General features: G+C 66.8%; 21 protein-coding genes. 11 read left to right on the top strand and 10 right to left on the bottom strand.

Annotated elements, in window-relative coordinates; genetic code table 11:
- Window positions 1-259: 259 nt before the first annotated feature.
- The 3 genes from QW887_RS25960 to QW887_RS25950 form a co-directional block, all read right to left on the bottom strand.
- On the bottom strand, window positions 260-949 hold the full coding sequence (locus QW887_RS25960) for a Fe2+-dependent dioxygenase (RefSeq protein ID WP_316195314.1): 690 nt from the start codon (window positions 947-949) through the stop codon (window positions 260-262).
- Window positions 950-989: 40 nt separating this feature from the next.
- Entirely contained in the window at window positions 990-3521 is a 2532-nt protein-coding gene (locus QW887_RS25955) for a TonB-dependent receptor (RefSeq protein WP_316195313.1), read from the bottom strand.
- A 565-nt stretch (window positions 3522-4086) separates the two neighbouring features.
- Window positions 4087-5205, bottom strand: coding sequence for a ring-opening amidohydrolase (locus QW887_RS25950; RefSeq protein ID WP_316193585.1), 1119 nt, complete (start codon window positions 5203-5205; stop codon window positions 4087-4089).
- A 118-nt stretch (window positions 5206-5323) separates the two neighbouring features.
- Here QW887_RS25950 and QW887_RS25945 point away from each other — a divergent pair, with 118 nt between their 5' ends.
- The 4 genes from QW887_RS25945 to QW887_RS25930 all read left to right on the top strand — a co-directional run bounded on the left by QW887_RS25945 (window position 5324) and on the right by QW887_RS25930 (window position 9199).
- Entirely contained in the window at window positions 5324-6127 is an 804-nt protein-coding gene (locus QW887_RS25945) for an MBL fold metallo-hydrolase (RefSeq protein WP_316171295.1), read from the top strand.
- Window positions 6128-6254: 127 nt separating this feature from the next.
- On the top strand, window positions 6255-7955 hold the full coding sequence (locus QW887_RS25940; RefSeq protein ID WP_315753734.1) for a hypothetical protein: 1701 nt from the start codon (window positions 6255-6257) through the stop codon (window positions 7953-7955).
- Between the two features lie 120 nt (window positions 7956-8075).
- The gene (locus QW887_RS25935) at window positions 8076-8564 is read left to right on the top strand and encodes a DUF427 domain-containing protein (protein WP_316195311.1); all 489 of its coding nucleotides are present in this window, start codon (window positions 8076-8078) and stop codon (window positions 8562-8564) included.
- 152 nt (window positions 8565-8716) lie between these two features.
- A complete protein-coding gene (locus tag QW887_RS25930) occupies window positions 8717-9199 on the top strand; it encodes a hypothetical protein (RefSeq protein WP_315716506.1) in 483 nt (160 codons plus the stop codon).
- Window positions 9200-10050: 851 nt separating this feature from the next.
- Here QW887_RS25930 and QW887_RS25925 read toward each other — a convergent pair.
- The 5 genes from QW887_RS25925 to QW887_RS25905 all read right to left on the bottom strand — a co-directional run bounded on the left by QW887_RS25925 (window position 10051) and on the right by QW887_RS25905 (window position 13908).
- The gene (locus tag QW887_RS25925) at window positions 10051-10461 is read right to left on the bottom strand and encodes a hypothetical protein (RefSeq protein WP_315716509.1); all 411 of its coding nucleotides are present in this window, start codon (window positions 10459-10461) and stop codon (window positions 10051-10053) included.
- Between the two features lie 126 nt (window positions 10462-10587).
- Complete coding sequence (locus QW887_RS25920) at window positions 10588-11238, bottom strand: Mpo1-like protein (protein WP_315753721.1); 651 nt, start codon at window positions 11236-11238, stop codon at window positions 10588-10590.
- Between the two features lie 247 nt (window positions 11239-11485).
- Window positions 11486-11680 (bottom strand): DUF2783 domain-containing protein, encoded by a 195-nt coding sequence (locus QW887_RS25915; RefSeq protein WP_315716512.1) that lies wholly within the window; start codon window positions 11678-11680, stop codon window positions 11486-11488.
- Entirely contained in the window at window positions 11677-13314 is a 1638-nt protein-coding gene (locus QW887_RS25910) for an FAD-dependent oxidoreductase (RefSeq protein WP_316195308.1), read from the bottom strand. The genes QW887_RS25915 and QW887_RS25910 overlap by 4 nt, the downstream gene beginning before the upstream one ends.
- Before the next feature lie 51 nt (window positions 13315-13365).
- A complete protein-coding gene (locus QW887_RS25905) occupies window positions 13366-13908 on the bottom strand; it encodes a VOC family protein (protein ID WP_315716514.1) in 543 nt (180 codons plus the stop codon).
- 131 nt (window positions 13909-14039) lie between these two features.
- Here QW887_RS25905 and QW887_RS25900 point away from each other — a divergent pair, with 131 nt between their 5' ends.
- The gene (locus tag QW887_RS25900) at window positions 14040-14558 is read left to right on the top strand and encodes a MarR family winged helix-turn-helix transcriptional regulator (RefSeq protein ID WP_316195306.1); all 519 of its coding nucleotides are present in this window, start codon (window positions 14040-14042) and stop codon (window positions 14556-14558) included.
- A 68-nt stretch (window positions 14559-14626) separates the two neighbouring features.
- Complete coding sequence (gene htpG, locus QW887_RS25895; protein ID WP_410052620.1) at window positions 14627-16498, top strand: molecular chaperone HtpG; 1872 nt, start codon at window positions 14627-14629, stop codon at window positions 16496-16498.
- Window positions 16499-16524: 26 nt separating this feature from the next.
- On the opposite strand, the gene QW887_RS25890 is transcribed toward htpG, so the two are convergent.
- On the bottom strand, window positions 16525-17511 hold the full coding sequence (locus tag QW887_RS25890; RefSeq protein WP_316195302.1) for a tripartite tricarboxylate transporter substrate binding protein: 987 nt from the start codon (window positions 17509-17511) through the stop codon (window positions 16525-16527).
- A gap of 176 nt (window positions 17512-17687) precedes the next feature.
- Between QW887_RS25890 and QW887_RS25885 the strand changes: the two genes are divergently transcribed.
- The 5 genes from QW887_RS25885 to QW887_RS25865 all read left to right on the top strand — a co-directional run bounded on the left by QW887_RS25885 (window position 17688) and on the right by QW887_RS25865 (window position 24359).
- On the top strand, window positions 17688-19493 hold the full coding sequence (locus QW887_RS25885) for a long-chain-acyl-CoA synthetase (protein ID WP_316195301.1): 1806 nt from the start codon (window positions 17688-17690) through the stop codon (window positions 19491-19493).
- A 127-nt stretch (window positions 19494-19620) separates the two neighbouring features.
- The gene (locus QW887_RS25880; protein WP_315716519.1) at window positions 19621-19866 is read left to right on the top strand and encodes an acyl carrier protein; all 246 of its coding nucleotides are present in this window, start codon (window positions 19621-19623) and stop codon (window positions 19864-19866) included.
- Window positions 19853-21241 carry an AMP-binding protein gene (locus QW887_RS25875; RefSeq protein WP_316195299.1) on the top strand — a complete coding sequence of 463 codons (1389 nt, stop codon included), beginning with the start codon at window positions 19853-19855 and terminating at the stop codon, window positions 21239-21241. The genes QW887_RS25880 and QW887_RS25875 overlap by 14 nt, the downstream gene beginning before the upstream one ends.
- Entirely contained in the window at window positions 21234-21965 is a 732-nt protein-coding gene (locus QW887_RS25870; RefSeq protein WP_315716522.1) for an SDR family NAD(P)-dependent oxidoreductase, read from the top strand. The genes QW887_RS25875 and QW887_RS25870 overlap by 8 nt, the downstream gene beginning before the upstream one ends.
- Before the next feature lie 99 nt (window positions 21966-22064).
- Window positions 22065-24359 carry a heavy metal translocating P-type ATPase gene (locus QW887_RS25865; protein ID WP_316195297.1) on the top strand — a complete coding sequence of 765 codons (2295 nt, stop codon included), beginning with the start codon at window positions 22065-22067 and terminating at the stop codon, window positions 24357-24359.
- Window positions 24360-24369: 10 nt separating this feature from the next.
- Here the strand turns inward: QW887_RS25865 and QW887_RS25860 are convergent, their stop codons facing one another.
- On the bottom strand, window positions 24370-24744 hold the full coding sequence (locus tag QW887_RS25860) for a hypothetical protein (protein ID WP_316193586.1): 375 nt from the start codon (window positions 24742-24744) through the stop codon (window positions 24370-24372).
- Window positions 24745-24789: the final 45 nt, after the last annotated feature.

Below are 24789 nucleotides of genomic sequence, written 5' to 3'. Positions count from 1 at the left end.
TAGACGATCGAACTCAACGTGAGCATGGCGACCGAAGGCGGATATTGAGACGCACGTTTCCTTGGAAACAGCGGTCGATGCCGGGTCTATCGCTTGCCATCTCGACCGCTGTCATGCTCCGCGAAGGCAGTGCATCCAGCAATCCGCGATGATGATGAACCGAGATGTCACGGCGTACCAGATCGTCCGCGTTCGCGGACGATGACAGTGAGGGTCTACATATCTGCATCAATAGGGCTGGAACGTTGAAAACGGTCGTCTAGTTCTCGGCCCAGTAGCGGATCAGGTTGTGATAGAGGCCAGTCAGCCGCACCATCTCCGGATCTTCGCGTCCCATCCGCTGCGACAATCCCTGGATCGTCGTGTCGAGATCGAAGATCATGCTGCGCGCGAGGGGATCGCGGATCATGCTCTGCAGCCAGAAGAACGAGGCGACGCGGACGCCGCGCGTCACCGGGGTGACCATGTGCAGGCTCGAGGCGGGATACAGCACGAGGTCGCCGGCCGGCAGCTTGACCTCGTGCGAGCCGTACAGATCCTCGATCACCAGCTCGCCGCCGTCGTAATCCTCCGGCTCGGACAGAAACAGCGTGACCGAAAGGTCGGTGCGAATGCGCAGGCCGGTGAGCTTGTCGCCGCGGACCGCGTTGTCGACGTGGATGCCGAAATGGTGGCCCGACTCCGCGCTGTAGCGGTTGAACAGCGGCGGGAAGATCTGCTGCGGGATGGCTGCGGCGAGAAAGCGCGGATTGGCGGTCATCGCCGAAATGATGCGGTGGCCGAGCTTGCGCGCCACCTCGCTGTCGGGCGGCAACTGCTCGTTGCGCTTGACCATGGCCGACTGGGCGCCGGCCGTCGAGCGACCGTCCTCCCAGTCGCTGTCGTCCATGATGTGGCGGAAGTCCGCCACATCGTCTTTGCTCAAAACTCCGGGGACACAGATCAGCATGAACTCATCACTTGATGTATGCCCAGGTTTGGGTGTGCGATCAGAACCGCCCGGACACGACGATCGACGCGCTTCGTCCCGGACCGACGAGCACGAACGGGGTGGCACTCTGATAGAGAGCGTCGTAGTAGAGCTTGTCGAAGATGTTGGCAACAAACAGCTTCGCCGTCCAGTTCTTGTCGAGCTTGGCTTCCGCGAACGCATCGAAGCGCCAGTAGCTCGGCAGCTCCGTGCCCTGGTTGGCCGCCAGCCAGGTGCCGCCGAAGATCTTCGAGCGGTACACCGCCTGGCCGCCGATCTCCCAGGTGTCGTTGATCTGGTACTTCGTCAGCAGGCTGAACGACTGGTGTGCGGTGTTGGCGAGTTGCAGGCCGACATTGCTGGTGAACAGCGCGGTGTTGGCTGGCGGGATGTTCGACTTCGTCACCTCCGACTGCATCAGCACGATGCCGCCGAAGATGCTCCATTTGTCGGTCAGCTTGCCGCCCGCCTGCAGGTCGATGCCGCGGATGCGGTAGGCGGCACCGGCCGAGAGACACGGCACGGAGCCGATGGTGCCTGCCGGATACGGGCAGTCCGCGGTGGCCTGCGCGGCGCTGGTGATGTTGCGCGACTCGCGGGCATTCTCCTTCTCGGTCTGGAACAGCGCTCCGGTGACCAGCAGGCGACCGTCGAGCAGCTCCCACTTGGTGCCGATCTCGATCGAGGTGTTCTTCTCGGGCCCGAAGATCTGGTTGGCGCCGCCATTGGTGACCGCCGACAGGCCGCCATATTGCGGGCTGAGGCCGTCGAACTCCGCGCCGACCGGATTCGACGAGGTGGCGTAGGCCGCATAGAAGCTGGCGTAGGGCACCGGCTTCAAGGTCATGCCGACGTTGAAGTTCGGCATGCCGCTGGAGGCCGCCGTCGAACCCGGCGTGTTGGCGACGCCGTTGACGGTGCCGAAGCCGTCGACCCGGACGTCGTATTTGTCGTAGCGCACGCCGCCGTTGAGGATGACGAGATCGCGGTAGTTGACGCTGTCGAGCGCGTAGACGCTCGCCGAGTCGATCTTCACGTTCGTCGGGAATTGTCCCAGCGACGGAATGCCGAACGGTAGGTTGGTGAACTGCGGGTTGAACACGCTCACGCCCGAGAGCGAGCCGCTGCCCGCGAACGCCAGGCCCTGCTGCTCGGATGTCAACCCGGTGTAGCTGTTGATGCGCGCCTTTTCCTGCGAGACTTCGAGCCCCGCGAGCACGGTGTGCCTGAAGTTGCCGGTATCGAACTTGTAGGTCGCCTCGAGCTGGTTGGCGAGCACGTCGGTCTGCTGGAAGCGGCTCTGCGGATTGGCCCGGATCGTCGAATTCGACAGCGGGTTGGTGAGCGTCGGGCCTTCCGGCAGCGTGCCGATGTAGTTCAGGGTCGAGCGCGACACCCGGATCTTGTCGGAGATAGTCAGGTCTGGAGTGACCTTCACCTCGGCATTGAACGTACCGATGTCCTGTCCGACACGCGAGAAGTCGCGGTTGACGAAGCCATACCAGGCGTTGCGCGGCGAGCCGACCTCGGGGAATGGCGCGCCGGCGGTGAGCGTGCTCGGCCGATAGTAGGGCACGCCGAAGTCCGGACGGCCGGTCACCTCGTTGTGGATGTAGTTGGCGGACAGGGTCACGGTGTCCAGCGGCGTCCACTTGGTGGCGACGAAGCCGCCGTTGCGGTTGTCGGTGACGTAGTCGCGGCCGGCCACGCCGGCATCCTGGAACAGGCCGCCGACGCGGGCAGCGAAGGTCGGCGTGATCTTCTGGTTGACGTCGATCACCACGCGCTTGGTCCTGTCGGTGCCGAGCGTGGTGTCCATGTTGTAGAAGCTGTTCTCGGTCGTGGCCTGCTTGGTCACGATGTTGATCGCGCCGCCGGTGGTGCCGCGGCCGGCGAAGGACGACGCCGGGCCGCGCAGGATCTCGACCTGCTCGGTGAAGAAGTTCTCACGCACGGAGACGCCGGCGTCACGCACGCCGTCGATGAAGACGTCGTTGCGGGCGTCGAAGCCGCGGATGAAGAAGCGGTCGCCGAACGCGTTGCCGCCTTCGCCGGTGCCGAGCGTCACGCCGGCGGTGGAGAGCACCGCGGATTTGAGGCTGGTGGAGTTCTTGTCCGCCAGGATCTCCTTGCTCAGGACGGTGACGGTCTTCGGCGTGTTGAGCAGCTTCTCCGGAAACTTGCCGGAGGCCTGCAGCCGCTCGCCCTTGTAGTCGGAGGCGGGGCTGGAATAGGGGTTGCGGTCGGGCGGCAGATTGCTCTTCGGCGCCGCGGCCTGTTGTTGTTGTTGCTGGCGGGCGGCGCGGCGCATCGCGTCGCGGGCGCGGACCTGGTCCGCGGTCGGGCGCGAGGCGGCCGGCTTGGGGCGCGCCACCGGGGCTTCGACGGTGACGGACGGCAGCGGCGCCTGTTGGGCTTCGGCACCGGAGAACGAGGCAACCGCGATCAGGCTCGCGACTGCCGAGACTTTCACACCGGAAATCTCGGGAGATGGATCCCACTCGTGTCCGCTTGCCCCTCGCAAGCTCCTTGGAAAGACTGCCTTACCCATACTCGACCACCCCATTCGTTACGCAAAACTTTGACTTGGGTTCGCTTGAACGCCCGCAACCGGCGCGCGCTTGTTGCGAATGCAAGTCAAGAAGCGGGGGAAAGCGGCCCAAAGCTGGTTCCGCCGGTGGCCGGAATGCGAAAAGTTTCCATCCATTTCTGAGAATGAGAGTTGTTTGCAGACTGTCGCCCCGTAGCAACAGTTGAAATCTCCTGGTTGAACCGATCTCCGTCATTCAATTGCTGATGAGAGAATTGGTGGTCCTTCACGTCGTCTCGCGAGGTGGATCGTTCGCTTGACGATCACTTCGGTCGATCTTCGGTTCGAGCTGCTCCCCGCCGCGTCGCGAGATGCGGCGGGAATCTGGCGAATCTGTTGCCCGATCGGGACGCGTGTGCGGCTCGGAACTTCGCCGTGGTGATCAGGTAGAACGCGGGCGCCCGGAGCGATCTGGGTGAACGGGACGTTGCCGCGGTGGCAGGTGTCGGAATGGAGCGGTTGGTGAGGTTCCGAGCGTAGACCTTCATGCCAGGGGCCGGCATCTGCAGCGGTCTCGACCGTGAGATCAGCGGCGCTCGGCGATGATCGCGACCGGCCCGCCGCCGTCGGGACCCTGATGCTCGGCGCCGCCCGAGACGAACAGGTCGGTGAAGCCGAACAGCCCGGCCAGCGCGCCGCCGACGAAGGCGCGGGCATGGCGGGTGGAGGAGACGTCGCTGTCATCCAGCATGGTATGCCGCTGGCCGCGCAGCCGGCCGCTCTGCGCCGCCTCCGCCTTGGCGAGCACCGCGGCGATGCGGCTGCGATCGGCCGCCGCCACCTGGCCCGGCACGTTCAGGCCGAGCCGGGCGAGCGCCTGCCGGGCCGGCTCGATGTCGATGGCATCGCCCATGACGGCATGATCGATCGCGAGCGGCCCGCTCCAGGTGGCCGACATGCCGGCCACCATGATCTCGTGGTCGAGCAGCTCGACGCCGCCCGAGGTGGCCGCGCGCGCGCTGTAGCGCGAGACGTCGGCGCAGATCGTCGCGTCGGAGACATCGGCGGCGGCGAGCTCGCCGAGCGCGATCGCGACACCCAGCGCCGAGGCGCCGCGCGAGAAGCCCATCGATTTCAGCGTATCGCGCACGGCGGTGCGCTGTCCCCGGGCCTCGACCGCCTCGATGCGCTCCATCGTCAGCAGCGGGCATTTCACCTGCACATAATGGACGTCGGCGGGATCGCTGATGCCGGCGTCGGTCATGGCCGCGCGCACGCCGGCGGCCACGAGCTCGACCTGCGGCATGCGGCCGAGATGCTCGCCCGGCAGCGCCGGCGTGCGCGCGCGCCCCAGCGCCAGCGATGCCGGGAAAGCGCGCGGCGCCGCGGCGTCACCCCCGTCGCGTGCCTCGAACACAATCATGTGCGGCGACAGCGCGCCCTCGGTGCCGCCCGACATCACCATCGCGATCTGCCGCACGGCGTCGGCTGCGAGATAGCGGCCGAGCAGCGTCTCCAGCGAGCGCACGGCGAAGGCGCGGGTGAAGTCGTTGACGCAGCCATTGCCTTCGGTCTTGCCGAGAATGGCGACGATGCCGGCGGGATCGATGGCGCCTTGCGCGATTCCGGCCTCGAGCGCGCCGACATCGTCCGGGCTCCGCATCGGCAGGCGGTGAACGTAGGCGCGGCGCAGCGTGGTCGGCATGTCGAGAACTCCTGTCGGGCGTCCGGCGACACTAGGCAATCACGAAGCCGCGCGCGACGGTGTTCCGGGATGGTCCGCGTGCTATCCTTCGCAATCCCATCTCGACGACTGGTGCTCCATGCCTCTCTGGACCTGCTTTCAATGCGGCGCGCAGTTTCCCGATACGGTAGCGCCGCCCGGCCATTGCGTCGTCTGCGAGGACGAGCGGCAATATGTGAATTGGAAGGGACAGAGCTTCCTCAGCCGCGACGACCTTGCTGGCCGGCATCAGGTCATCTGGCGCGAGGATGACGGCCTGACCGGCCTCGCTCTGGACCCGAGCTTTGCGATCGGCCAGCGCGCGCTGCTCGTTCCCGAGCCGGACGGCTGCGTGATGTGGGACTGCATTCCCTTGGCGACCGATGCGGCCATCTCCCGCGTCCGCTCATTGGGCGGCCTGAAGGCCATCGCGGTGTCGCATCCGCACTACTATGGCGCGGTCGCCGATTGGAGCGCCGCGTTCGGCAACGCGCCGGTCTATCTCCATGGCGACGACCGCGCCTTCGTCACCCGGCCGCATCCGGCGATCGTGCCATGGACGGGCGATCGCCTCGCCATCTCGGATGACGTCGTGCTGCTGCGGACCGGCGGGCATTTTGCCGGCGCCACCATCCTGCATTGGCGCAAAGGTGCCGGTGGCAAGGGCGCGCTGTTGACCGGTGACATCGCGATGGTGGCGATGGATCGCCGCCACGTCAGCTTCATGTACTCCTATCCGAACTACATCCCGCTCGGCGCGGCCGCCGTGCGCCGCATCGCCGATGCGGTCGCGCCGCTGGCCTTCGATCGCATCTACGGCGCCTGGTGGCAGAAGAATATCGCCGACGATGCGAAGGCGGCGTTCGATCGCTCGGTGCGGCGTTATCTTCAGGCGATCGCTTGAGCCGCCAGCTTTGCGGAATCCCCGTAAAGTAACGGGGCATTAGGCACAACCAGAAGGTTGTTTCAGGGCATCTTGCAGTCTTTGGTCGGATGGTATCGAAGTATCCCGGGCGGAATGGGGTACCTCAATGCATTTGCCATCGTGCTCGTCGGCGACCGGCGCCATCGTGCCGGCCGGGCTCCTCGTGCATTCAGACCTCCGATCAGCTCCCCATCATCCGGTGTCCGCCTCCAGCGCCGGCGACCTGTCCTGGCGCTGGATTCTGTTGGCGCTGGTGCTCGCCATCGTGCTCGCGGTGCCGTTCCTGCTGGTCGATGTCCCGCCGGTGCTCGACTATCCCAACCACCTCGCGCGGCTGTTCGTGCTGGCGCATCCCGACGATCCCGTGCTGTCGCAGATATACGCGCCGAATTGGCGCATCCTGCCCAATCTCGGCATGGACGTGATCGGCGTCGCGCTGCTGCGCGTCACCGACGTTCATGTCGGCGGCCGCATCCTGCTCGCGCTCAGCCTGTTCGCGCCGCTCGTCGGCGTCATCACCTATCACCGCGCGGTGTTCGGCCGGCTGTCGTTGTGGCCGCTGGCGGCCGGCATCGTCGCCTATGACGGCGTCTTCCTGCTCGGCTTCATGAATTTCCAGCTCTCGCTCGGCCTGGCCCTCGGCGGCGCCGCCGGCTGGGTGGCGCTGCGCCGTCGGGGCGGCTGGCTGCCCGCGATCGCCTGGGGCGCCATCGCCGCGGCGGCCGCCTTCCTCTGCCACATCTTCGGCCTGCTGTTCTTCGCGGTCCTGATCGGCGCCGGAGAGGCCGACCGGCTGTGGCGGCTGCGCCGGTCGCCGGTCCTGGCGCGGGAGTTCGCTGTCGCTGCCTGTGCGCTCGGAGTCACGCTCAGCCCGGCCGTGCTGCTCTATGGGCTCTGTCCGCTGGGCGAGGGTGGATTGCAACTCGGCGACTGGGACGGACCGCCGAAGCTGTGGCGCATCATGACGCCGTTCCTGACCACCAGCGCCGAGCTGACGATCATCACGACGGTCGTGGTGATGTCTGTGTTGGTCCTCGTCCGGCGCCAGCTCGTCGTCGCGCCGGGCGTTCCGCTGGCGCTGGCGGCGCTGTTCGTCGCCTTCGTCGCCGCGCCGTGGACGGCGCTGGGAGGAACGTTGATCGACATGCGCTTTGCCGCGATGTGCGGCCTGCTGCTGTTCGCCGGCTTGCAGCCGGTCGTGTCCGGCAGGAAGGCGGTGCTCGTCGGCATCGTCCTCTCGGGGCTGATGTTGATTCGGACCGCGGATATCGCATCGGCATGGATCGATCACAGGGTGGACCTCGCCGAACTGCGCGCGGCGATCGCGCATGTGCAGCCCGGCGCGCGCGTCATCGCCGCGCATGGCCACGAGCAGCCCGTCTCCAGCCGGCGCGAGCGGATACTGCCCGGATTCCGCTACGTCGATTCCCATATGGCGGCGCTGCTCGTGATCGAGCGGCGGGCGTTCTGGCCGCTGATGTTCGCCCATCCGAACCAGCAGCCGATCACGGTCCGTCCCTCTTTCGCTCGTCTTGCGCAGCCGCTGGCCGAGCCCGCCGCGTGGCGCTGGCTGCAACCTGACACGCCGCCCGCCGACGTGTTGCCGCTCGCGCGCTATCTGGCCGGCTGGCGGTCGAACTTCGATGCTGTCCTGTTGCTCGACCCGCCAGTCCCTGAGCAGCCGGTCGCCGGACTCACGCCGCTCTATCTCGGCAGCTACATCCAACTGTTCCGCATCGGGCAGGGCACCGGCACCACCGCTGTGCAGGAGCCTCAGCCCGCTCCGCCGGCGGCCTCACCTTCGTGAAGCCGGAACGACGGCCGCCGCTCCCCATCCGTCTCCAGTGATCCCTTGTCTCCGTTCGGCCGTTGCCTTGCGCTGGCCGGGCGCTAGGCGCGCTCGGTGGCGCCACAACGGAGAAGCGACATGCGACGCATCGTGCCGGGGCCGGGCCAGGAATCGGTGTGGGACTATCCGCGGCCGCCGCGGCTGGAGCGCTGCACGGCGCGGCTGCGCGTCGCATTTGCCGGCGTCACCATCGCCGACACGCAGGATGGCCATCGCGTGCTCGAGACCAGCCATCCTCCGGTCTACTACATCCCGCCGCAGCATGTCGCGATGCAGTGGCTGCGGTGCGCGCCCGGCCGGTCGTTCTGCGAGTTCAAGGGCGTCGCCGGCTACTGGACGCTGGAGGTCGGCGGCCGCGTGTCCGAGCAGGCCGCCTGGAGCTACGAGCAGCCGACGGCGCCATTCGCACCGATCGCGGGCCATCTGGCGTTCTATGCCTCGCGGGTCGAGGCCTGCTTCGTCGGCGACGAGCGCGTTGCCGCGCAACAGGGCGATTTCTACGGCGGCTGGATCACCTCTCGTGTCGTCGGACCGTTCAAGGGCGGGCCGGGTACGCGGCACTGGTAGACAGGCTCCCGTCCCGATGCATGATCCGGTCGCCGATCCTGATCGTAGGGATGAATGGTGACGGCAGCCTGCGCATGCAGCGCGGCCTGACTTGGCTGGGGCCGCAATCCCTGCCGGACCAGATCTCATCTTCACGACGCCGGGGGAATGCCATGCGACGGTTGATGAAGTTTCTGCACACGATGGGCGCGATCGGCATGATGGGCGCGATGGCCTGCCTCGTCGTGCTGCTCGGCCTCATCCCGCAGCCGTCGGTGTCGCTTGCGCACTATGCCGAGATGCGCGCGGCGATGGGCGCCATCGTGCGCTACGTGTTCTTCCCCTCGCTCGGCCTGACCCTGGTCGCCGGCCTGCTTGCCATCGCCGTCAACCGCGCACTGCACAGTGCCGGCTGGGCGCTCGCCAAGCTCGCTTCCGGCATCCTCGTCTTCGAATGGGGCTTTGCCGCCGTGCAGGGACCGATGCAGGAGGCCGCCGAGGAGGCCGCGCGCGCCGTCGCCGGCCAGATCGATCCGGCGACGCTTGCGCCCAACTTCGGCACCGAGCAGGGCGCCATCTGGGTCATGCTCGGCGTCGCCACCGTCAACGTCATCCTCGGCGTCTGGCGGCCGAGGTTTACCAACCTGCCTGATTGATTGAAGCAGGCATTCATCGGCGTTCTGCATTGAAGCGTGTCAGCATTTTCCATCGACACCACCGCTCTCTCCTTTCCCCTCCCCCTTGCGGGGAGGGGTCGGGGGTGGGGGTCCCCACGGGCGGTGTCTCGATAGCTCGGATCGATTGGCCGCTGTTGGGCTGACCAGCCCGAACGAAACTCCGCGCCCGCGGACCCCCACCCCCAACCCCTCCCCGCAAGGGGGAGGGGAGCGCACCGCCGCCGCCCCGTGATCTGCGGATTTTGCGAAATTGCTCTTGCTATTTTTCCGAAATCATGTTTTTCTCTCCCCATCCCGCCTCGTGCAGAGGGACGTACGCGTCGTCACGAACGTGGAGGTGGGCTGCGATGGACGTGACGGCTGCGCCAGACGAGCGCAGTCCGGCGCGGACGGCGAAGTCGTGTGGTCCTGGCCTCTCGACGCTGAGGTCAAGTTCGCTTTCGATGCTGTGACGGCTCGGGGCGGGCGATGGGGGCAAGAACGCCGATCCCCAGGGAGAGCACGAAGGACACCGTTAAAACCGATCGCGCGGGGGAGGCCGGTTGTCAGGCCCGACCTGTGGTGACTGCCGCCTGCTTTCTTGTTGCAGGCGGGCCATGGGCCGCGGTCAGCACCCGGCCTTCCCCGCGCCCTCTCGTTGTCGAGAGGGACGACTGCCGCATCACTCGGGCACCGATCGTGCCGCGGGATCGCGAACACGCATGCAAGATCACATGTTCAGGATGTCATCAGGGGGCGGGCCCGCAGCCTCCGACGACGCGCATTGTCTTCAGCTGGCCATGCCCGACGCCAGCGCCGCCGCGGCGCTGACGCCGGCCATGTCGACGTTTTCAGAGCTGCGTCGCCCGCAGCTCGATCGTGAGCGGTACGGTCGTGCGCCGGGCAGCCGGATCGGCCGGCATCTGCAGCACGCGGGCGCGCTGGCCGGTGGCGAGGTCGGTGACCTTGACGATTCGGCCATTGGAGAATTCGAGCGCATCGTGATGTTCGGTCGGCTTGTTGGTGTCGACCTGCCGGAAGCGGGCGAGATGGGCGCCGACCTTGCGCCGGAAGAAGAAGCCCTTGATGCGGACATCGTCTTCGAAGGCGAGCTCCGTGCCCGGCCGCAGGCAGACGGCGGTCAACGGGTCGTCCTTGGTGCAGAAGCCGCGGGTCTCCGTGCCGGGAAATCGACAGGAGACCAGCACGTCGGCAGTTTTGGCATCGCGGGAAGCAACAGTATGGAGGCTGTAGTCACACATGGGGAGCTCCTGAAGGCCGCCAGCACTGAGGCCGCAACGGCGCAGCAGGAGAGTTGTTCCATGTTGTTGCAGCCCGTCTGCTCAAGGACTCCCGCCGCGGGACCGGCCGGCGGCGGGAACTCGCGATCAGGTGAGATGCGCAGCTTCTTCGGCCTCGTCCTCGGCGGCGCCCCAATGCGAGGCGTCCTTGATGGTTGGATCGATCAGCTCGCCGCGCAGCAGCGCCAGCGGCGACTTCCAATACAGCGCGATGTTGTGGAACGGGTCGGTCAGCACCTTGAAGGCCCAGATCAGGCCCGTCGAGACATCCTGCATTGCAAACAGCTGGATGACGCGAAACAGGCCGCCGCCGATGCCGACCGCGAGCCAGAGCAGGCCGACGTGGCGGACGAAGTCCATCCGGCCGGTCGGCTCGGGGAACAGGCCGAACAGCGTCGGAAACGCGAACAGCGCCACCGGCACCAGGCCCCACACCGTCAGCAGCACGATCTTGCGGGTCTGATTGTAGCCGACCTTGACCGCTTCCTTGTAGTCGTTGCTGACGCCGTTGACGTGGTCATAGCCGTTCGGTTCGAAGAAGAAGTGCCCGGTCTGCCGCGTCAGCATCGCGAGCCAGCCGACCAGGCCGGCCATCGCCGGATCCTTGAACAGGAGCGCATAGCACACGAGGAAGATCACGGCGCTGACCAGGTGCAGCGTCTGATTGATCCGGCTCTGATGATAGTAGCGATAGTCGTCGAAGCGCTGCGTCTGCAGCGTCTTGTAGTAGCGCGACATGCGAATCCCCGTGCCGTTGTGGAACGAGGCGAAGACGTAGAGGGCCTCGGTGAAGGTGGCGTGACATTATGATGTTGTCACAATGAAACCGACCGGGATCGGATCGGGAGCCGCAATGTGCGCAAGCGAGCGGACTCTGCGCCGGCGCACGACTCGCCGGCTGGTCTCTCTGTCTGCCGCAAAATGCGGAGAAACGGCTTTGATCCGGATCAAAGCCGGCTGCCGATGTGACGTGTTGCGGCCTGCGTCAGCCGGCGGGCGACCTTGCCAGCCGGATCGCCTCGCTCAGGATCGCCCGGTCACCGATATGGTTGGCGAGCAGCAGCACCAGCCTGGCGTTCATGCGCAGCGCCTCGTCCTCGCCGAGGTCGCGCTGGCCGCCGATCAGCTCGGCATAGAAGTCGTCGGGATCGCTGATGTTCGGGGTGAGGGTCAGGCTCATGCTGCAAGCTCCTGCTGGACCGCGCCGCGCCTGCCGCAGGCGCGCCGGACCGCGTCCGTGATCGCGTCCCCGTCGAACTGCGGCCAGCGGGCGGTGACATATTGATCGGGACGGAACAGATAGGTCGTGCCGGGCGAGGCGCCGTATCGTGCCGCGAGCAGGCCCGTGGCATCGGCGATGTCGCGACCGACGACGATCACCTGCGCCGTGATGCCGTCGATGGTGAGCTGCTCGGCCGTCACGGCGGGGTCGAACGTGACCACGGTGAAGCTGGAGCCGAGACAGTTCAGCAACCAGCCGGGCTCGCCCGCGATCGTCACCGGTGCATCGGCGGCATTGGTGCCAGGCGTCATCGCGCCGGGGACGTTGCCGCCGTCAGGCGTATTCAACGACGACGCGACATAGGGCGTCGGCGTCGACAGCCGGCCGCTGTTGACCAGCGGCCGCGCAAAGCTGTGGTTCTGTGCGAGGTCGAGCACGGCGTCGCGGTAAAGACGACTGGCTTGCGTCTTCGGCGTGATGAAGTCGGTCGCGCGCGTCGAGTTCAGGATGTTGTCGTCGGCGGCAAAGGCGCGCTCCTCGTGATAGCTGTCGATCAGGCTCTCCGGCGCCTCGCCGCGCAGCACCATTGCCAGCTTCCAGGCGAGGTTGTCGATGTCCTGCACGCCGGTGTTGGCGCCGCGGGCGCCGAACGGCGACACCTGGTGCGCCGCGTCGCCCGCGAAGAGGACGCGGCCGTGACGGAAATTGTCGATCCGGCGGCAGGCGAACTGATAGATCGACACCCATTCGAGCTCAAATTCGGTGCTCTCGCCGAGCATGGCCCGGATGCGTGGGATCACGCGCTCGGGCTTCTTCTCCTCGTCCGGATTGGCGTCCCAGCCGAGCTGGAAGTCGATGCGCCAGATGTTGTCGGACTGGCGATGCAGCAGCACCGACTGTCCCGGATGAAACGGCGGATCGAACCAGAACCAGCGCTCGGTCGGATACTCCGCCTTCATCCTGACGTCGGCGATCAGGAAGCGGTCCTGAAAGAACTGACCCGTGAACTCGGCGCCGACCATGCGCCGCGTATCGGAATTGGCGCCGTCGCAGGCGATCACCCACTGCGCCTCCATGGTGAAGATGCCGTCCGGCGTCTCCACCGCGAGCTGCGCGAAGTCGTCGGTCTGCTTGAGGCTGACGAGCCGATGCTTCCAGCGCAGATCGATCAGCGGAGTCCTGTTGCAGGCATCGACCAGAATCTCCTCGAGATAGTATTGTTGCAGGTTGATCATTGCCGGCCAGCGATGGTCGGGCTCGGGCAGCAAATCGAATTGATAAGAGAGCTGGTCGCGGAAGAACACCTTGCCGATGTTCCAGCTCACGCCCTTTTCCACCATCGGCGCGGCGCAGCCGAGCCGATCCCAGATCTCGAGCGGGCGCTTGGCGTAGCACACGGCGCGAGAGCCGATGCTGACGGTGTCGTTGTCGTCGAGCACGACCACGGGCTGGCCGCGGGCGGCGAGATCGAGCGCCGCCGTCAGGCCGATCGGCCCGGCGCCGATCACGACGATCGGATGGCGGCGGGTCTCGCCGCTGCGCTGCTCCACCGAGCAGACATAGGGAAATCGCGGATAGACATAGTTGCTCATGGCTGCCTCGCCTGGCGCGTTGCGGTCGGGACTGTCGGGACGAGCAATCGCTCAGTCGCTGCCGGCGAATTCCTTCTCGTGCATCCAGGCGGTGTGCCGCGGCGGCTTCTTGGTGGTGGCCCACTCGTCGACCATGGCGTGGGCGACCGACTTCATGCGCGCGATCTGCTCGGGCGTCGCGGTCCAGGCCGCGATCTCCAGCCGATGGCCGCTCGGATCATGGAAATAGATCGACTTGAAGATGGTGTGGTCGGTGATCCCGACGACGTCGAGGCCGGCGGCCTCGGCGCGCGCCTTGGCTTCTTCCAGCTCCTCCATGTCCTTGACCTGGAAGGCGATGTGCTGGGTCCATTCCGGGGTGTTCGGATCGCGGCCCATCGGCGGCGAGTTCGGCAGCTCGAAGAAGGCGAGGATGTTGCCGTTTCCCGCATCCAGGAAGATGTGCATGTACGGATCGGGCGCCTTGGTCGAGGGGACCTTGTCCTCGGCGATGGCGCCGAGCAGGTCCATGTTGAGGACCTTCTTGTAGAACTCGACCGTGGCCTTGGCGTCGACGCAGCGATAGGCGACGTGATGGATCTTCTCGATCTGCATGTCTTCTCCTCCCATGTTCGTGGTTGGCAAGATGGTAACGGATGATACGATCTGGTCGCCTTGATCCAGATCAACCCGATTGGGATCGGATCGAGGTCGCCAGGGGCTGGAAGGACGAGGACAGAGACGCAATGACGAAGCCGGCCACCGACATGCGGGACCGCAAGCAGGGCGAGGCGGCCACGGAGCGCGAGCTCCGACTGCAGCGCTATTTTCCCTACCGGCTGGCCCGGCTCGCCGAGCAGGTGTCGCTGGCGGTGGCGGAGGTCTACGGCGACAGGTTCGCGCTGTCGCGCCAGGAATGGCGCATCTTGGCGGCGCTCGGCGAGCAGCCGCAATTGCCGACCAAGCAGATCGGCCGGCTGACGACGCTCGACAAGATGAACGTCAGCCGCGCCATGCAGAGCCTGGAGGCGCGCGGCATCGTCAGCCGCAGCCGCGATCCCGAGGATGGACGGGAGCGGATCGTAGCGCTGACGGCCGCCGGGCGGGCGCTGTACCGCAGAATCGTGCCCCATGCGCTGGCGCGCGAGGCGGAGCTGCTGAGCGTGCTTTCGGCCGCCGAGATCGCGACCCTCGACACGGTCATCGACAAGCTGCTCGCGGCCGCCGAACGATCGCTCGATGATCCCCCCGGCCGAAAGGCTTGATCGGTGCCGCCGCCGCGCTATATCGACGGTCTCTCTCCACCCCTGATAGCATGGGCCAACGTACGACGATGACCGACACCGCCACCGTTAGCCATTCCTTCCAGGCCGAAGTCTCCGAGCTGCTCCATCTGATGGTGCATTCGGTCTACTCCGAGACCGACATTTTCCTGCGCGAGCTGATTTCGAACGCCTCGGACGCCTGTGACAAGCTGCGTTACGAGGCGATCGCCAGACCCGATTTGATCGGCGAGGGCGAGGCGCCGCAGATCCGCATCATCCCGAACAAGGCCGCTGATACGCTGACCATCGCCGACAGCGGCATCGGCATGGAGCGCCAGGAACTGATCGACCATCTCGGCACCATCGCCCGCTCCGGCACCAAGGCGTTCGTGCAGAAGCTGGCCGAGGCCAAGGACGGCACCGGCCTGATCGGCCAGTTCGGCGTCGGCTTCTACTCGGCCTTCATGGTCGCCGACCGCATCGTCGTGATCAGCCGCCGTGCCGGCGGCAGCGAGGTCTGGACGTGGACCTCGTCGGGCGGCGCGGGCTTCGAGGTCGCGCCCGCGTCCGAGGAGGATGCCAAGCGGGTGACGCGCGGCACCGAGATCGTGCTGCACCTCAAGGACGACGCCAAGAAATATCTCGAAACCTATGAGATCGAGCGCATCGTCACCGCCTATTCCGACAACATCCAGTTTCCGATCATGCTGGTGCCGGAGGAGGGCGAGCCGCGCCAGATCAACTCCGCCAGCGCGCTGTGGCAGCGCTCGAAGTCCGAGCTGACGTCCGAGGACTACAGCAAGGCCTACAAGTCGATTGCGCACGCGTTCGACGAGCCGGCGATGACGCTGCACTACCGCGCCGAGGGCCGCTATTCCTACGCGGTGCTGCTGTTCGCGCCGTCGACCAAGCCGTTCGACCTGTTCGAGCCGGCGCGCAAGGGCAAGGTCAAGCTCTATGTCCGCCGCGTCTTCATCACCGATGACGCCGACCTGATGCCGGCCTATCTGCGCTTCATCCGCGGAGTGATCGACAGCGAGGACCTGCCGCTCAATTTGTCGCGCGAGATGCTGCAGAACAATCCGCAGCTGGCGCAGATCCGCAAGGCCGTGACCACGCGCGTGATCGGCGAGCTGGAGCAGCTCGCCGACAAGGATGCCGAAAACTTCGACAAGATCTGGGATTCGTTCGGCGCCGTGATCAAGGAAGGCGTGTACGAGGATTTCGAGCGCCGCGACAAGCTGCTGGCGCTGTCGCGCTTCACCACGACATCGGGCGAGCGGCGCTCGCTGAAGCAATATGTCGAGGGTCTCAAGGAGAACCAGACCGAGATCTATTTCCTGGTTGGTGACAGCATCGAGCGGCTGAAGTCCAATCCGCGGCTCGAGGCCGCCAAGGCGCGCGGCGTCGAGGTGCTGCTGCTCACCGATCCGGTCGATGCGTTCTGGACCTCGGCACGGCTGGAGTTCGACGGCAAGCCGCTGAAGTCGCTGAGCCAGGGCGACATCAATTTCGACCCGATCCCGGTAACCGAGCCGACGCAAGCGGACGAGGCGCAGCCGGCGGCCGACGAAGCCAACACGATCGCGTTGATCAAGGCGAGCCTCGGCGACCACGTCACCGACGTGAAGGTCTCGACCCGGCTTACCACCAGCGCGTCGTGTCTGGTGGCCGGCAGCCATGGTCCGGATCGCGAGCTGGAGCGCATCCTGTCGCAGCAGGCGCGCGGGGCGCGCACCAAGCCGATCCTCGAGATCAATCTGCGCCATCCGCTGGTCGTGGCGGTCGCCAAGGCCGCCGCCGACAAGGCCAAGGTCGACGATCTGTCGTTCCTGCTGCTCGAACAGGCGCAGATCCTCGACGGCGAACTGCCGGAGGATCCGGCCGCCTTCGCGGCCCGTCTCAACCGGCTGGTGCTGCAGGGCGTCGCGGGGGCCTGAGGCAGGCGGGTCGCCGGGCGCGGAGGTCAGTTCTTCGCGCTCAACTGCGGGACCAGCTTGCGCCAGTGCATGATCTCGGCGCGGTAGGTCGCGGCATAGACGCCGACGTCGCCGGTGAGCGGCGTGGCGCCGACCTCGGCGAACTGCCTGCTGATGTCGGGATCGGCCAGCGCGGCGTTGATCTCGCGGTTGAGCAGCTCGACGATGGCTTTCGGCGTGCCGTGCGGCACCGCGACGCCATAGAAGCCGGAGGTTTCGAACGCCGGCAGCACGTCGGCGACCGGCGGCAGATCGGGGAAGGCGGCGGCGTGCTCGCGCGTCGTGACGGCCAGCGCCCGGACCTTGCCGCTGCGCAGGAGGTCGACGGCGGAAGCGGCGTTGTCGAACATCGCGTGGATATGGCCGGAGGCGAGGTCGGTCAGGGCAGGCCCCGAGCCACGATAGTGCACGACGGACCAGGTGATGCCGCCGAGGGTCCGGAACAGCTCGGCCGACAGCAGCTGGACGGTGCCAGGACCGGCGGAGCCGACGCTGAGCTTGCCCGGGTTGGCCTTCGCATAGGCCAGGAATTCCGGCAGCGTCTCGACCGGCAGCTGCCGGCTGACCAGCAGCAGCAGCGGCATGCGCGCCATGCCGGCGACGGGGATGAGATCGCCGTCGGCGCCGGGCGGGCCGTCGGTCGAGGCCGTAATGACGTTGGCGGTCGAGGTCGCAAGGATCGTGTAGCCGTCCGGCGCGGCGCTCGCGACGCTCTTGGTGGCGGTCGCGCCGCCCGCACCCGGCCGGTGATCGAGCACGAAGGGCTGGCCCAGTCGGCGGGTCAGCCGGTCGCAGATCAAGAGCGACAGCCGGCCGGTGGCTCCGCCCGGGGCAAACGGAATGACCCAGGTGACGGGCTGAGCCGGATAGGGCGCATCAACTCCGGCGAACGCCGTGGTCGAAGTCATGGCTGCAACGCTGCTCCAGGCGGCGCAGCGCAGCAAGGCGCGTCGTGTCATCGTGTCCTTGGGCATGCCGGCCTTCGCGTTGGCATGTTCTGGGAGCGGTACGCTAACCGGCATTTCCGAGAACTTCGTAAAGGATCGCATTCGCATCAACAGCGACGCACTCTCGGCCGGTTAACCCTTCCGATTAACGGCCGGTCAGGCCACCCGGCCTATAAGCACGCCGAATTGGGGTGAGGGCGTTCATGAACTCCGGACAGTCGGATCGATCTGTGGAACTCAGCACGGCCCCTCGGAAGCCGTCGGCGGCGAAGATCTGGCTGAAGGCGATCGAGCTGACCTCGCGCATCGAGGCAGAGCCGGCGCGGCTGTTCGCCGACGTGGTGGACGACTGGGCCGCGAAGCAGCCCGAACGGCCGGCGCTGATCTCCGATCGCGAGACCCTGAGCTATTCCGCCCTGTCTGGGCGCATCAACCGATACGCCCGCTGGGCGCTGGCCAATGGCATCGGGCCAGGCCACACGATCGCTTTGATGATGCCGAGCCGGCCCGACTACCTGGCCGCCTGGCTTGGGATCAGTCGCGTCGGCGGCGTGGTTGCGCTCATCAACGCCAATCTCGTCGGACCGTCGCTCGCGCATTGCATCAATGTGGCTCGGCCAGTCCATGTGATCGTCTCCAAGGACTTGCACGAAGCCTATACGGAGGTTGCGCCGGTCATCACGGGCGGGCCGCGTGTCTGGGTTGCCGACGGCGGCGATCTCGACGTCGCGGTCGCCGCGATGGATACGCACGCGCTCGACGCGACTCAGCGCCGCGCCGTGACGATTAACGACCGCGCGCTGCTGATCTACACCTCCGGCACGACGGGCCTGCCCAAGGCCGCCAGCATCAGCCATCGCCGCATCATGAACTGGGGCGGCTGGTTTGCCGGCCTCACCGGCGCAGGTCCCGACGATCGCCTCTATGACTGTCTGCCCGTCTATCATTCCGTCGGCGGCATCGTCGCGCCTTGCAGCATGCTGCGCGCCGGCGGTGCGGCGGTGCTCGCGGAGAAATTCTCGGCGAGCAATTTCTGGCGCGACATCGTCCGTCACGATTGCACGCTGGTGCAATATATCGGCGAGCTCTGCCGCTACCTGCTGGCCGCCGCGCCATCCGATTTCGACCCCGCCCATCGGCTGCGGCTCGCCTGCGGCAACGGAATGCGCGGCGACGTCTGGGAGGCGTTCCAGGCGCGTTTCGGCATTCCCCAGGTGCTCGAATTCTATGCCGCGACCGAAGGCAACTTCTCACTCTACAATGTCGAGGGCAGGGTGGGATCGATCGGGCGCGTGCCGTCGCTGCTTGCGCATCGCTTTCCCGCCGAAATCATCAAGCTGGATGCCGACCAGCGCGCACCCTTGCGCGGACCCGACGGGCGGTGCCTGGTCTGCGCGCGCGGCGAGATCGGCGAGGCCATTGGCCGCATCGGTACGGCGGACCAGGGAGGCGGCCGCTTCGAAGGCTATACCGATACGGGCGAGACCGAGAAGAAGATCCTGCGCGACGTCTTCGCCAAGGGCGATGCCTGGTTCCGCACCGGTGATCTGATGCGCCAGGACGACCAGGGCTTCTTCTATTTCGTCGATCGTCTCGGCGACACCTTCCGCTGGAAGGGCGAGAACGTCGCGACCAGCGAGGTGAACGAGGCGATCCTGCAATGTCCCGGCGTGTTGGAAGCATCGACCTACGGTGTCGTCGTGCCCGGCAGGGACGGACGCGCCGGCATGGCTGCGCTTGTCGTCGGCGACAGCTTCGATCTCGATCGCCTCTCTCTAGAACTTGCCCGCCGATTGCCGCCCTATGCGCGGCCGGTGGCGCTCCGCATCACGTCGTCTCTGCAGTCGACCGAAACATTCAAGCAGAAGAAGCAGGAGCTGATGCGCGACGGCTTCGATCCGTCGATCGTGCATGAGCCGCTCTACGTGCGCGACGCCGGGACGGGTGCCTATTGCCTGCTCGATCGGGATCTCCATGCGCGAATCCTCGCCGGCGAGGTTCGTTTGTAGATGATTTTAATCATAGGCCATGATGGGTATTTACCAACGGTCCCGAAAGATGGCTGGCAAGTCCGGCTTCCTTCACCTTCTCGTCCTATGGTCGGTTTCATCGTTTGAACAGTGAGCGGATTGGCCCATGTCGGTACGGTTAAGAATCATTGCAGCGATCAAGCAGATTGCGGACGAGCAGAAGGTCAAGCTGCCGCCGCTGACCGACGAGCTGACGTTGCACGAGACCGGCTTCGACTCGCTCGCTTTCGCCATCCTGGTCGCCCGTCTCGAGGACGATCTCGGCGTCGATCCGTTCACCCTGTCCGAGGATGTGACGTTCCCCAACACGATAGGCGACTTCATCGGGGCCTATGAGAATGTCCCCGCGTGAGATCTTCGCCCTTCGCGACCATCTCGGGGCGGCGCTGACCGAACGGACGATCTCCGATCCGCGTCACGTCCTATCGCTCGCCGAGCTCTCGCGTGGAAGCTGCCTCGGCGGCCGCACCAAAGAGCTCAACGGACGTTCGGTGCTGCTGGCGACCTCCGGCCAGTTGCTCGCCGGCCTCGCGCTGATCGAGATCGACGGCGTCGCACGGCGCCTGTTGTTGTGTCCGCCGGATCTCAAGGGCGAGCATCTCGCCAGCATCATCGCCGATGCTGACATCGACGCCATCGTGACCGATGAGGTCCAGCGTTTCGACGCCTGCGGCGTCGATCTCGTGATCGAGGTCGCCCTGCCGCAGCCTTCTGCCGTGGTGGTGCAGACGGTGCGCGCCACCGAATGGCTGATGCTGACATCAGGCACATCGGGCGTGCCGAAGATTGTCGGGCATACGCTCGAGGGCCTGTGCGGCGCCATCATCGGCGACCGCCCCGTACCTGGCGAAGCGATGCCGGTGTGGGCGACCTTCTACGACATTCGCCGCTATGGCGGCCTGCAGATCTTCCTGCGCGCCATCGTCGGCGGCGGCTCGATGGTGCTGTCGGATCCGGGCGAGGGGCTCACGGACCACATCGCGCGCCTCGACGCACGCGGCGTCACTCACATGTCCGGAACGCCGTCGCATTGGCGCAAGCTGCTGATGAGTGGGTCGGTGGAAGGCTTTGCGCCGCGCTACGTGCGTCTCTCCGGCGAGATCGCCGACCAGGCTGTGCTCGACGGATTGAAGCAGGCATTTCCCGGCGCTTCGATCGGTCATGCCTACGCCTCGACGGAGGCCGGCGTCGGCTTCGCGGTCAATGATGGGCTGGAGGGTTTTCCTGCGACGCTGCTCGGCGAGGGCCGCGGGGCCGTCGACATGAAGGTCGTCGACGGCTCGCTGCGCATCCGCTCCAGGCGCGCGGCGCACGCCTATGTCGGACGCGCTGCGGCTGCCTTGACCGATACGGACGGCTATGTCGACACCGGCGACATGGTCGAGCTGCGCGGCGATCGTTACTACTTCGTCGGACGCCGCAACGGCATCATCAATGTCGGCGGGCTCAAGGTCCATCCGGAAGAAATCGAAGCCGTAATCAATGGCCATCCGGAGGTGCGGATGTCGCGCGCCAAGTCGCGACGCAGCCCGATCACCGGCGGCATCGTCGTCGCCGAGGTCGTGCTGACGGCGGATGCCGATCCGGCGCGGAGTGAGACGGTCCGCAATGAGATCCTCGCCGCGTGTCGCGCGCGTCTCGCGGCCCACAAGGTGCCGGCGATGATCCGCGTCGTGTCAGCGCTCGACGTCACACCGGCCGGCAAGCTGGCGCGCGCCGATGCATAATGTTCTCGTCACCGGCGGCAGCCGTGGCATCGGGCTCGCCATTGCGCGCAGGCTCGCGGGAGCGGGCTATGACGTCATCGCGGTGGCCCGCCGGGAGAGCGACGAACTGCGCGCCGCGATGGCCGAGTTCAGCGCCAGCAGCGCCGGCATTCATTTCCGCGCCTGTGACCTCAGCATCGTTGATGAACTACCGGCCTTCGTGAAGTCGGTGCGCGACGAGTTCGGTCCGCTCTATGGTCTCGTCAACAATGCCGGTCTCGGCACCGAGGGCCTGCTCGCGACCATGCACAATTCGGAGATCGAGGCACTGGTGCGGCTGAACGTGCTGGCGCCGATGATCCTGACGAAATACGTCGTTCGTCACATGATGGCCGCGGGCGAGGGCCGGGTGATCAACATCTCCTCGATCATCGCCTCTACCGGCTATAACGGCCTGTCCGTCTATGGCGCGACCAAGGCGGCCGCCAACGGCTTCACGCGCTCGCTGGCGCGCGAGGTCGGCAAGGTCGGCATCACCGTGAACGCGATCGCGCCGGGCTTCATCGCCACCGAGCTGACGCAGAGCATGGACGAGGAGCAGCAGCGGCGCATCGCCGGCCGCAGCGCGTTGCGGCGGCTGCCGGAGACGCATGACGTGGCCGCGATGGTTGAATTCCTGCTCGGCGACGGCGGGCGCAATGTTACCGGCACCGTGCTGACGGTCGACGCAGGCAATACCGCCTGAGGCCATTTGCGGCGATCGGTCGCTCTCGCCGTTGATTTCGCTCAAGCGTCCGACGGGCGGCAGCAGCGATAGTGCCGGCGCAATCCGGAACCGGTATCCATGTTCGAGCGCATTCTGCGGTGGACCCTCGTCGTGATCGCAATCGCGGGCCTCGCCGCGGGCGGCCTCGCGCATGTGCTCGGTCGCCCCGATCTTGCCGGGATCGCGTTCACGGCCTCGACCGTTCCTGTCATCCTGGGGCTGATCGTCTCGATCGTCCGCGATTTCCTGGCCGGCCGCATCGGCGTCGACGCGATCGCGCTGGTGTCGATGAGCGCGGCGATCATCCTCGGCGAGCCGCTGGCCGGCGCTGTCGTGGCGCTGATGTATTCCGGCGGCAACGTGCTGGAGGACATTGCCGTCGCCCGCGCCGAGCACGATCTGCGCGCGTTGGTCGATCGCGCGCCGCGCGAGGCGCATCGCCGTCGTGGCGATGAGATCGACAACGTTCCGATCGCCAGCGTCGCGGTCGGTGATCGCCTGATGGTCCGCGCCGGCGAGATCGTCCCGGTCGACGGCATGGTCGAAACAACCATCGCCGTCGTCGACGAGTCGGCGCTCACGGGCGAGCCCATCCCGGTGATGAAGACGCGCGGGATGGCGATCCTGTCGGGATCGGTGAACGCCGGCGACACGTTCGAAATGGCGGTCACGGCGACCGCGGGCGAAAGCACCTATGCCGGCATCGTCAAGCTGGTGACGACGGCCCAGACCGCGAAAGCGCCGTTCGTGCGGCTTGCCGACCGCTACGCGCTGATCTTCCTGCCCGTAAGCCTCGCTATTGCGGGGGCCGCCTATTTGGCCTCGGGCGATCTGATCCGGAGTCTTGCCGTGCTGGTGGCGGCAACGCCGTGCCCGCTGATTCTCGCCGCACCCGTCGCTTTCATTGCGGGCGTGGCGCAGGCGGCCCGAAGCGGCATTCTGGTCAAAGGCGGCGGCAAGCTCGAGGCGCTCGCGCGTGCCCATACCGTGCTGTTCGACAAGACGGGCACGCTGACCGTCGGCGGCGCGCGGCTGCTCTCGGTCGACGCGGCACCGGGCGAGGACGCCGATGCGGTGCTGCTGCTCTGCGCATCGCTCGAGCAGGCCTCGCACCACGTGGTGGCGCACGCGATCGTTCAGGCCGGCCAGGCCCGCGGGCTGAAGCTGAAGGTGCCCGAACACGTCAGGGAGACGATGGGCTCGGGCCTCGAAGGGCTGATCGATGGCCGCCCTGTGATGGCCGGCTCGCGCGACCTCGTGCTCGGCAGCCGCACGCCGCCGGCTTGGGCTTCGCGCGCGATCCGCCGCGCGTCATGGCGTTCGGCTCTGATCGTCTTCGTTGCCGTCGAGGGGCGCCCGATCGGGGCGCTGCTGCTGGCCGACGAGCTGCGCGCGGACACGCCGCGGGCGATCCGCTGGCTGCGCGAGGCCGGCGTCGCGCGCATGGTCATGGTGACCGGGGACCGCGCCGCGGCCGCGCAGGCGATCGGCGCGGCGCTCGACCTCGACGCCGTGCTGGCGGACCGTGTCCCCTCCGACAAGGTGGAGGCGGTCAGGAGCGAGCAGCGGCTGCATCCCACCATCATGGTCGGCGACGGCATCAACGACGCCCCGGCGCTGGCCTGCGCCGACGTCGGCATCGCGCTCGGCGCCCGCGGCGCCAGCGCCTCGTCGGAAGCCGCCGACGTGGTCATTCTGGCCGATCGGCTCGATCGGGTGGGCGAGGCGATCGTGATCGCGCAGCGCGCCCGGCGCATCGCCCTGGAGAGCATCTTCGCCGGCATGGGCCTGTCGTTTGTCGCGATGGGGGCCGCCGCCTTCGGCCTGCTGCAGCCGGTGCCCGCCGCCCTGGCCCAGGAGGCCATCGACGTTGCCGTCATCCTGAACGCGCTCCGCGCTCTGTTCCCGGCTGGACGCAGCAAGGCCGGCCGGATCACGGCCGAAGACGGCCGAGGGCTCAGGCATGATCACCAGGCGCTGCTGCGCGGCCTCGACCGCCTGCGCTCGATCGTCGATGCGCTCGACGAGGCCTCGCCGGACGGCGCCGTGGCGCTGATCATGGAGGCAAACGGCTTGGTGCAGGACAAGGTCGTGGCGCATGAGCGCGACGACGAAGGATCGGTCTATCCGAAGCTCGCGCGGCTCCTGCAGGAGAGCCATGGCCTGTCGGCGATGAGCCGGGCGCATCGCGAGATCCTGCATCTGGCGCGCCTGCTTGGCCGGCTGGTCGAGGATTTGCCGTCCGAGCATGTGGACCGCTATCTGATCCGCGATGCGCAACGGGTGATCGAGGCGATCGAGACGCTGGTGCGCATGCACACGGCGCAGGAGGACGACATCTATGAGGCCGTGGTGGCGCGCTCGGCCGCCTGAACCGTTCGCGTCAGCCCGGATGCCGCGGCAGGTCGATCCGTTCATTGGCGAATTCCGCAGGACCTTCGATCAGGCGGCGGATCCGCCGCTGGCGCTCCTCGGCCGACAGACTCGGATCGAGCATCCGATCGATCAGCCGGATCGCATTCTGCTCGATGGCGACGGGATCCCGCGACGAGGGCTGCCCGGCTGCTGCCGGCCGCGATGCATGCAGGCCGATCGTGAGCAACTGGCCGATGGCGTCGGAGCGTGTCATCTGGTGAGCCTCCGCCCAGGCGTCGATCTCGGCGGTGAGCTCCTGGGACAGCTTCACCGCACTCACCGCATCATGTCCCAGCCGGACGGCCGGGCTGTGATCCCTGCGGACGTCGGAGAATGGCGTCATGTGTTTGCCGGACGTCATCTGCCTGTTGATGATATCAGCCTAAAG

This window comes from Bradyrhizobium sp. SZCCHNRI3052, from assembly GCF_032484895.1.
GTDB lineage: Bacteria > Pseudomonadota > Alphaproteobacteria > Rhizobiales > Xanthobacteraceae > Bradyrhizobium.
This window is presented reverse-complemented; position numbering and strand designations above follow the sequence as displayed.

Excerpts from the sequence above, each read along its gene's own strand:
- QW887_RS25960 (WP_316195314.1), bottom strand. The coding sequence starts at position 949 with ATGCTGATCTGTGTCCCCGGAGTTTTGAGCAAAGACGATGTGGCGGAC.
- QW887_RS25955 (WP_316195313.1), bottom strand. The coding sequence starts at position 3,521 with ATGGGTAAGGCAGTCTTTCCAAGGAGCTTGCGAGGGGCAAGCGGACAC.
- QW887_RS25950 (WP_316193585.1), bottom strand. The coding sequence starts at position 5,205 with ATGCCGACCACGCTGCGCCGCGCCTACGTTCACCGCCTGCCGATGCGG.
- QW887_RS25945 (WP_316171295.1), top strand. The coding sequence starts at position 5,324 with ATGCCTCTCTGGACCTGCTTTCAATGCGGCGCGCAGTTTCCCGATACG.
- QW887_RS25940 (WP_315753734.1), top strand. The coding sequence starts at position 6,255 with ATGCATTTGCCATCGTGCTCGTCGGCGACCGGCGCCATCGTGCCGGCC.
- QW887_RS25935 (WP_316195311.1), top strand. The coding sequence starts at position 8,076 with ATGCGACGCATCGTGCCGGGGCCGGGCCAGGAATCGGTGTGGGACTAT.
- QW887_RS25930 (WP_315716506.1), top strand. The coding sequence starts at position 8,717 with ATGCGACGGTTGATGAAGTTTCTGCACACGATGGGCGCGATCGGCATG.
- QW887_RS25925 (WP_315716509.1), bottom strand. The coding sequence starts at position 10,461 with ATGTGTGACTACAGCCTCCATACTGTTGCTTCCCGCGATGCCAAAACT.
- QW887_RS25920 (WP_315753721.1), bottom strand. The coding sequence starts at position 11,238 with ATGTCGCGCTACTACAAGACGCTGCAGACGCAGCGCTTCGACGACTAT.
- QW887_RS25915 (WP_315716512.1), bottom strand. The coding sequence starts at position 11,680 with ATGAGCCTGACCCTCACCCCGAACATCAGCGATCCCGACGACTTCTAT.
- QW887_RS25910 (WP_316195308.1), bottom strand. The coding sequence starts at position 13,314 with ATGAGCAACTATGTCTATCCGCGATTTCCCTATGTCTGCTCGGTGGAG.
- QW887_RS25905 (WP_315716514.1), bottom strand. The coding sequence starts at position 13,908 with ATGCAGATCGAGAAGATCCATCACGTCGCCTATCGCTGCGTCGACGCC.
- QW887_RS25900 (WP_316195306.1), top strand. The coding sequence starts at position 14,040 with ATGACGAAGCCGGCCACCGACATGCGGGACCGCAAGCAGGGCGAGGCG.
- htpG (WP_410052620.1), top strand. The coding sequence starts at position 14,627 with ATGACCGACACCGCCACCGTTAGCCATTCCTTCCAGGCCGAAGTCTCC.
- QW887_RS25890 (WP_316195302.1), bottom strand. The coding sequence starts at position 17,511 with ATGCCCAAGGACACGATGACACGACGCGCCTTGCTGCGCTGCGCCGCC.
- QW887_RS25885 (WP_316195301.1), top strand. The coding sequence starts at position 17,688 with ATGAACTCCGGACAGTCGGATCGATCTGTGGAACTCAGCACGGCCCCT.
- QW887_RS25880 (WP_315716519.1), top strand. The coding sequence starts at position 19,621 with ATGTCGGTACGGTTAAGAATCATTGCAGCGATCAAGCAGATTGCGGAC.
- QW887_RS25875 (WP_316195299.1), top strand. The coding sequence starts at position 19,853 with ATGTCCCCGCGTGAGATCTTCGCCCTTCGCGACCATCTCGGGGCGGCG.
- QW887_RS25870 (WP_315716522.1), top strand. The coding sequence starts at position 21,234 with ATGCATAATGTTCTCGTCACCGGCGGCAGCCGTGGCATCGGGCTCGCC.
- QW887_RS25865 (WP_316195297.1), top strand. The coding sequence starts at position 22,065 with ATGTTCGAGCGCATTCTGCGGTGGACCCTCGTCGTGATCGCAATCGCG.
- QW887_RS25860 (WP_316193586.1), bottom strand. The coding sequence starts at position 24,744 with ATGACGCCATTCTCCGACGTCCGCAGGGATCACAGCCCGGCCGTCCGG.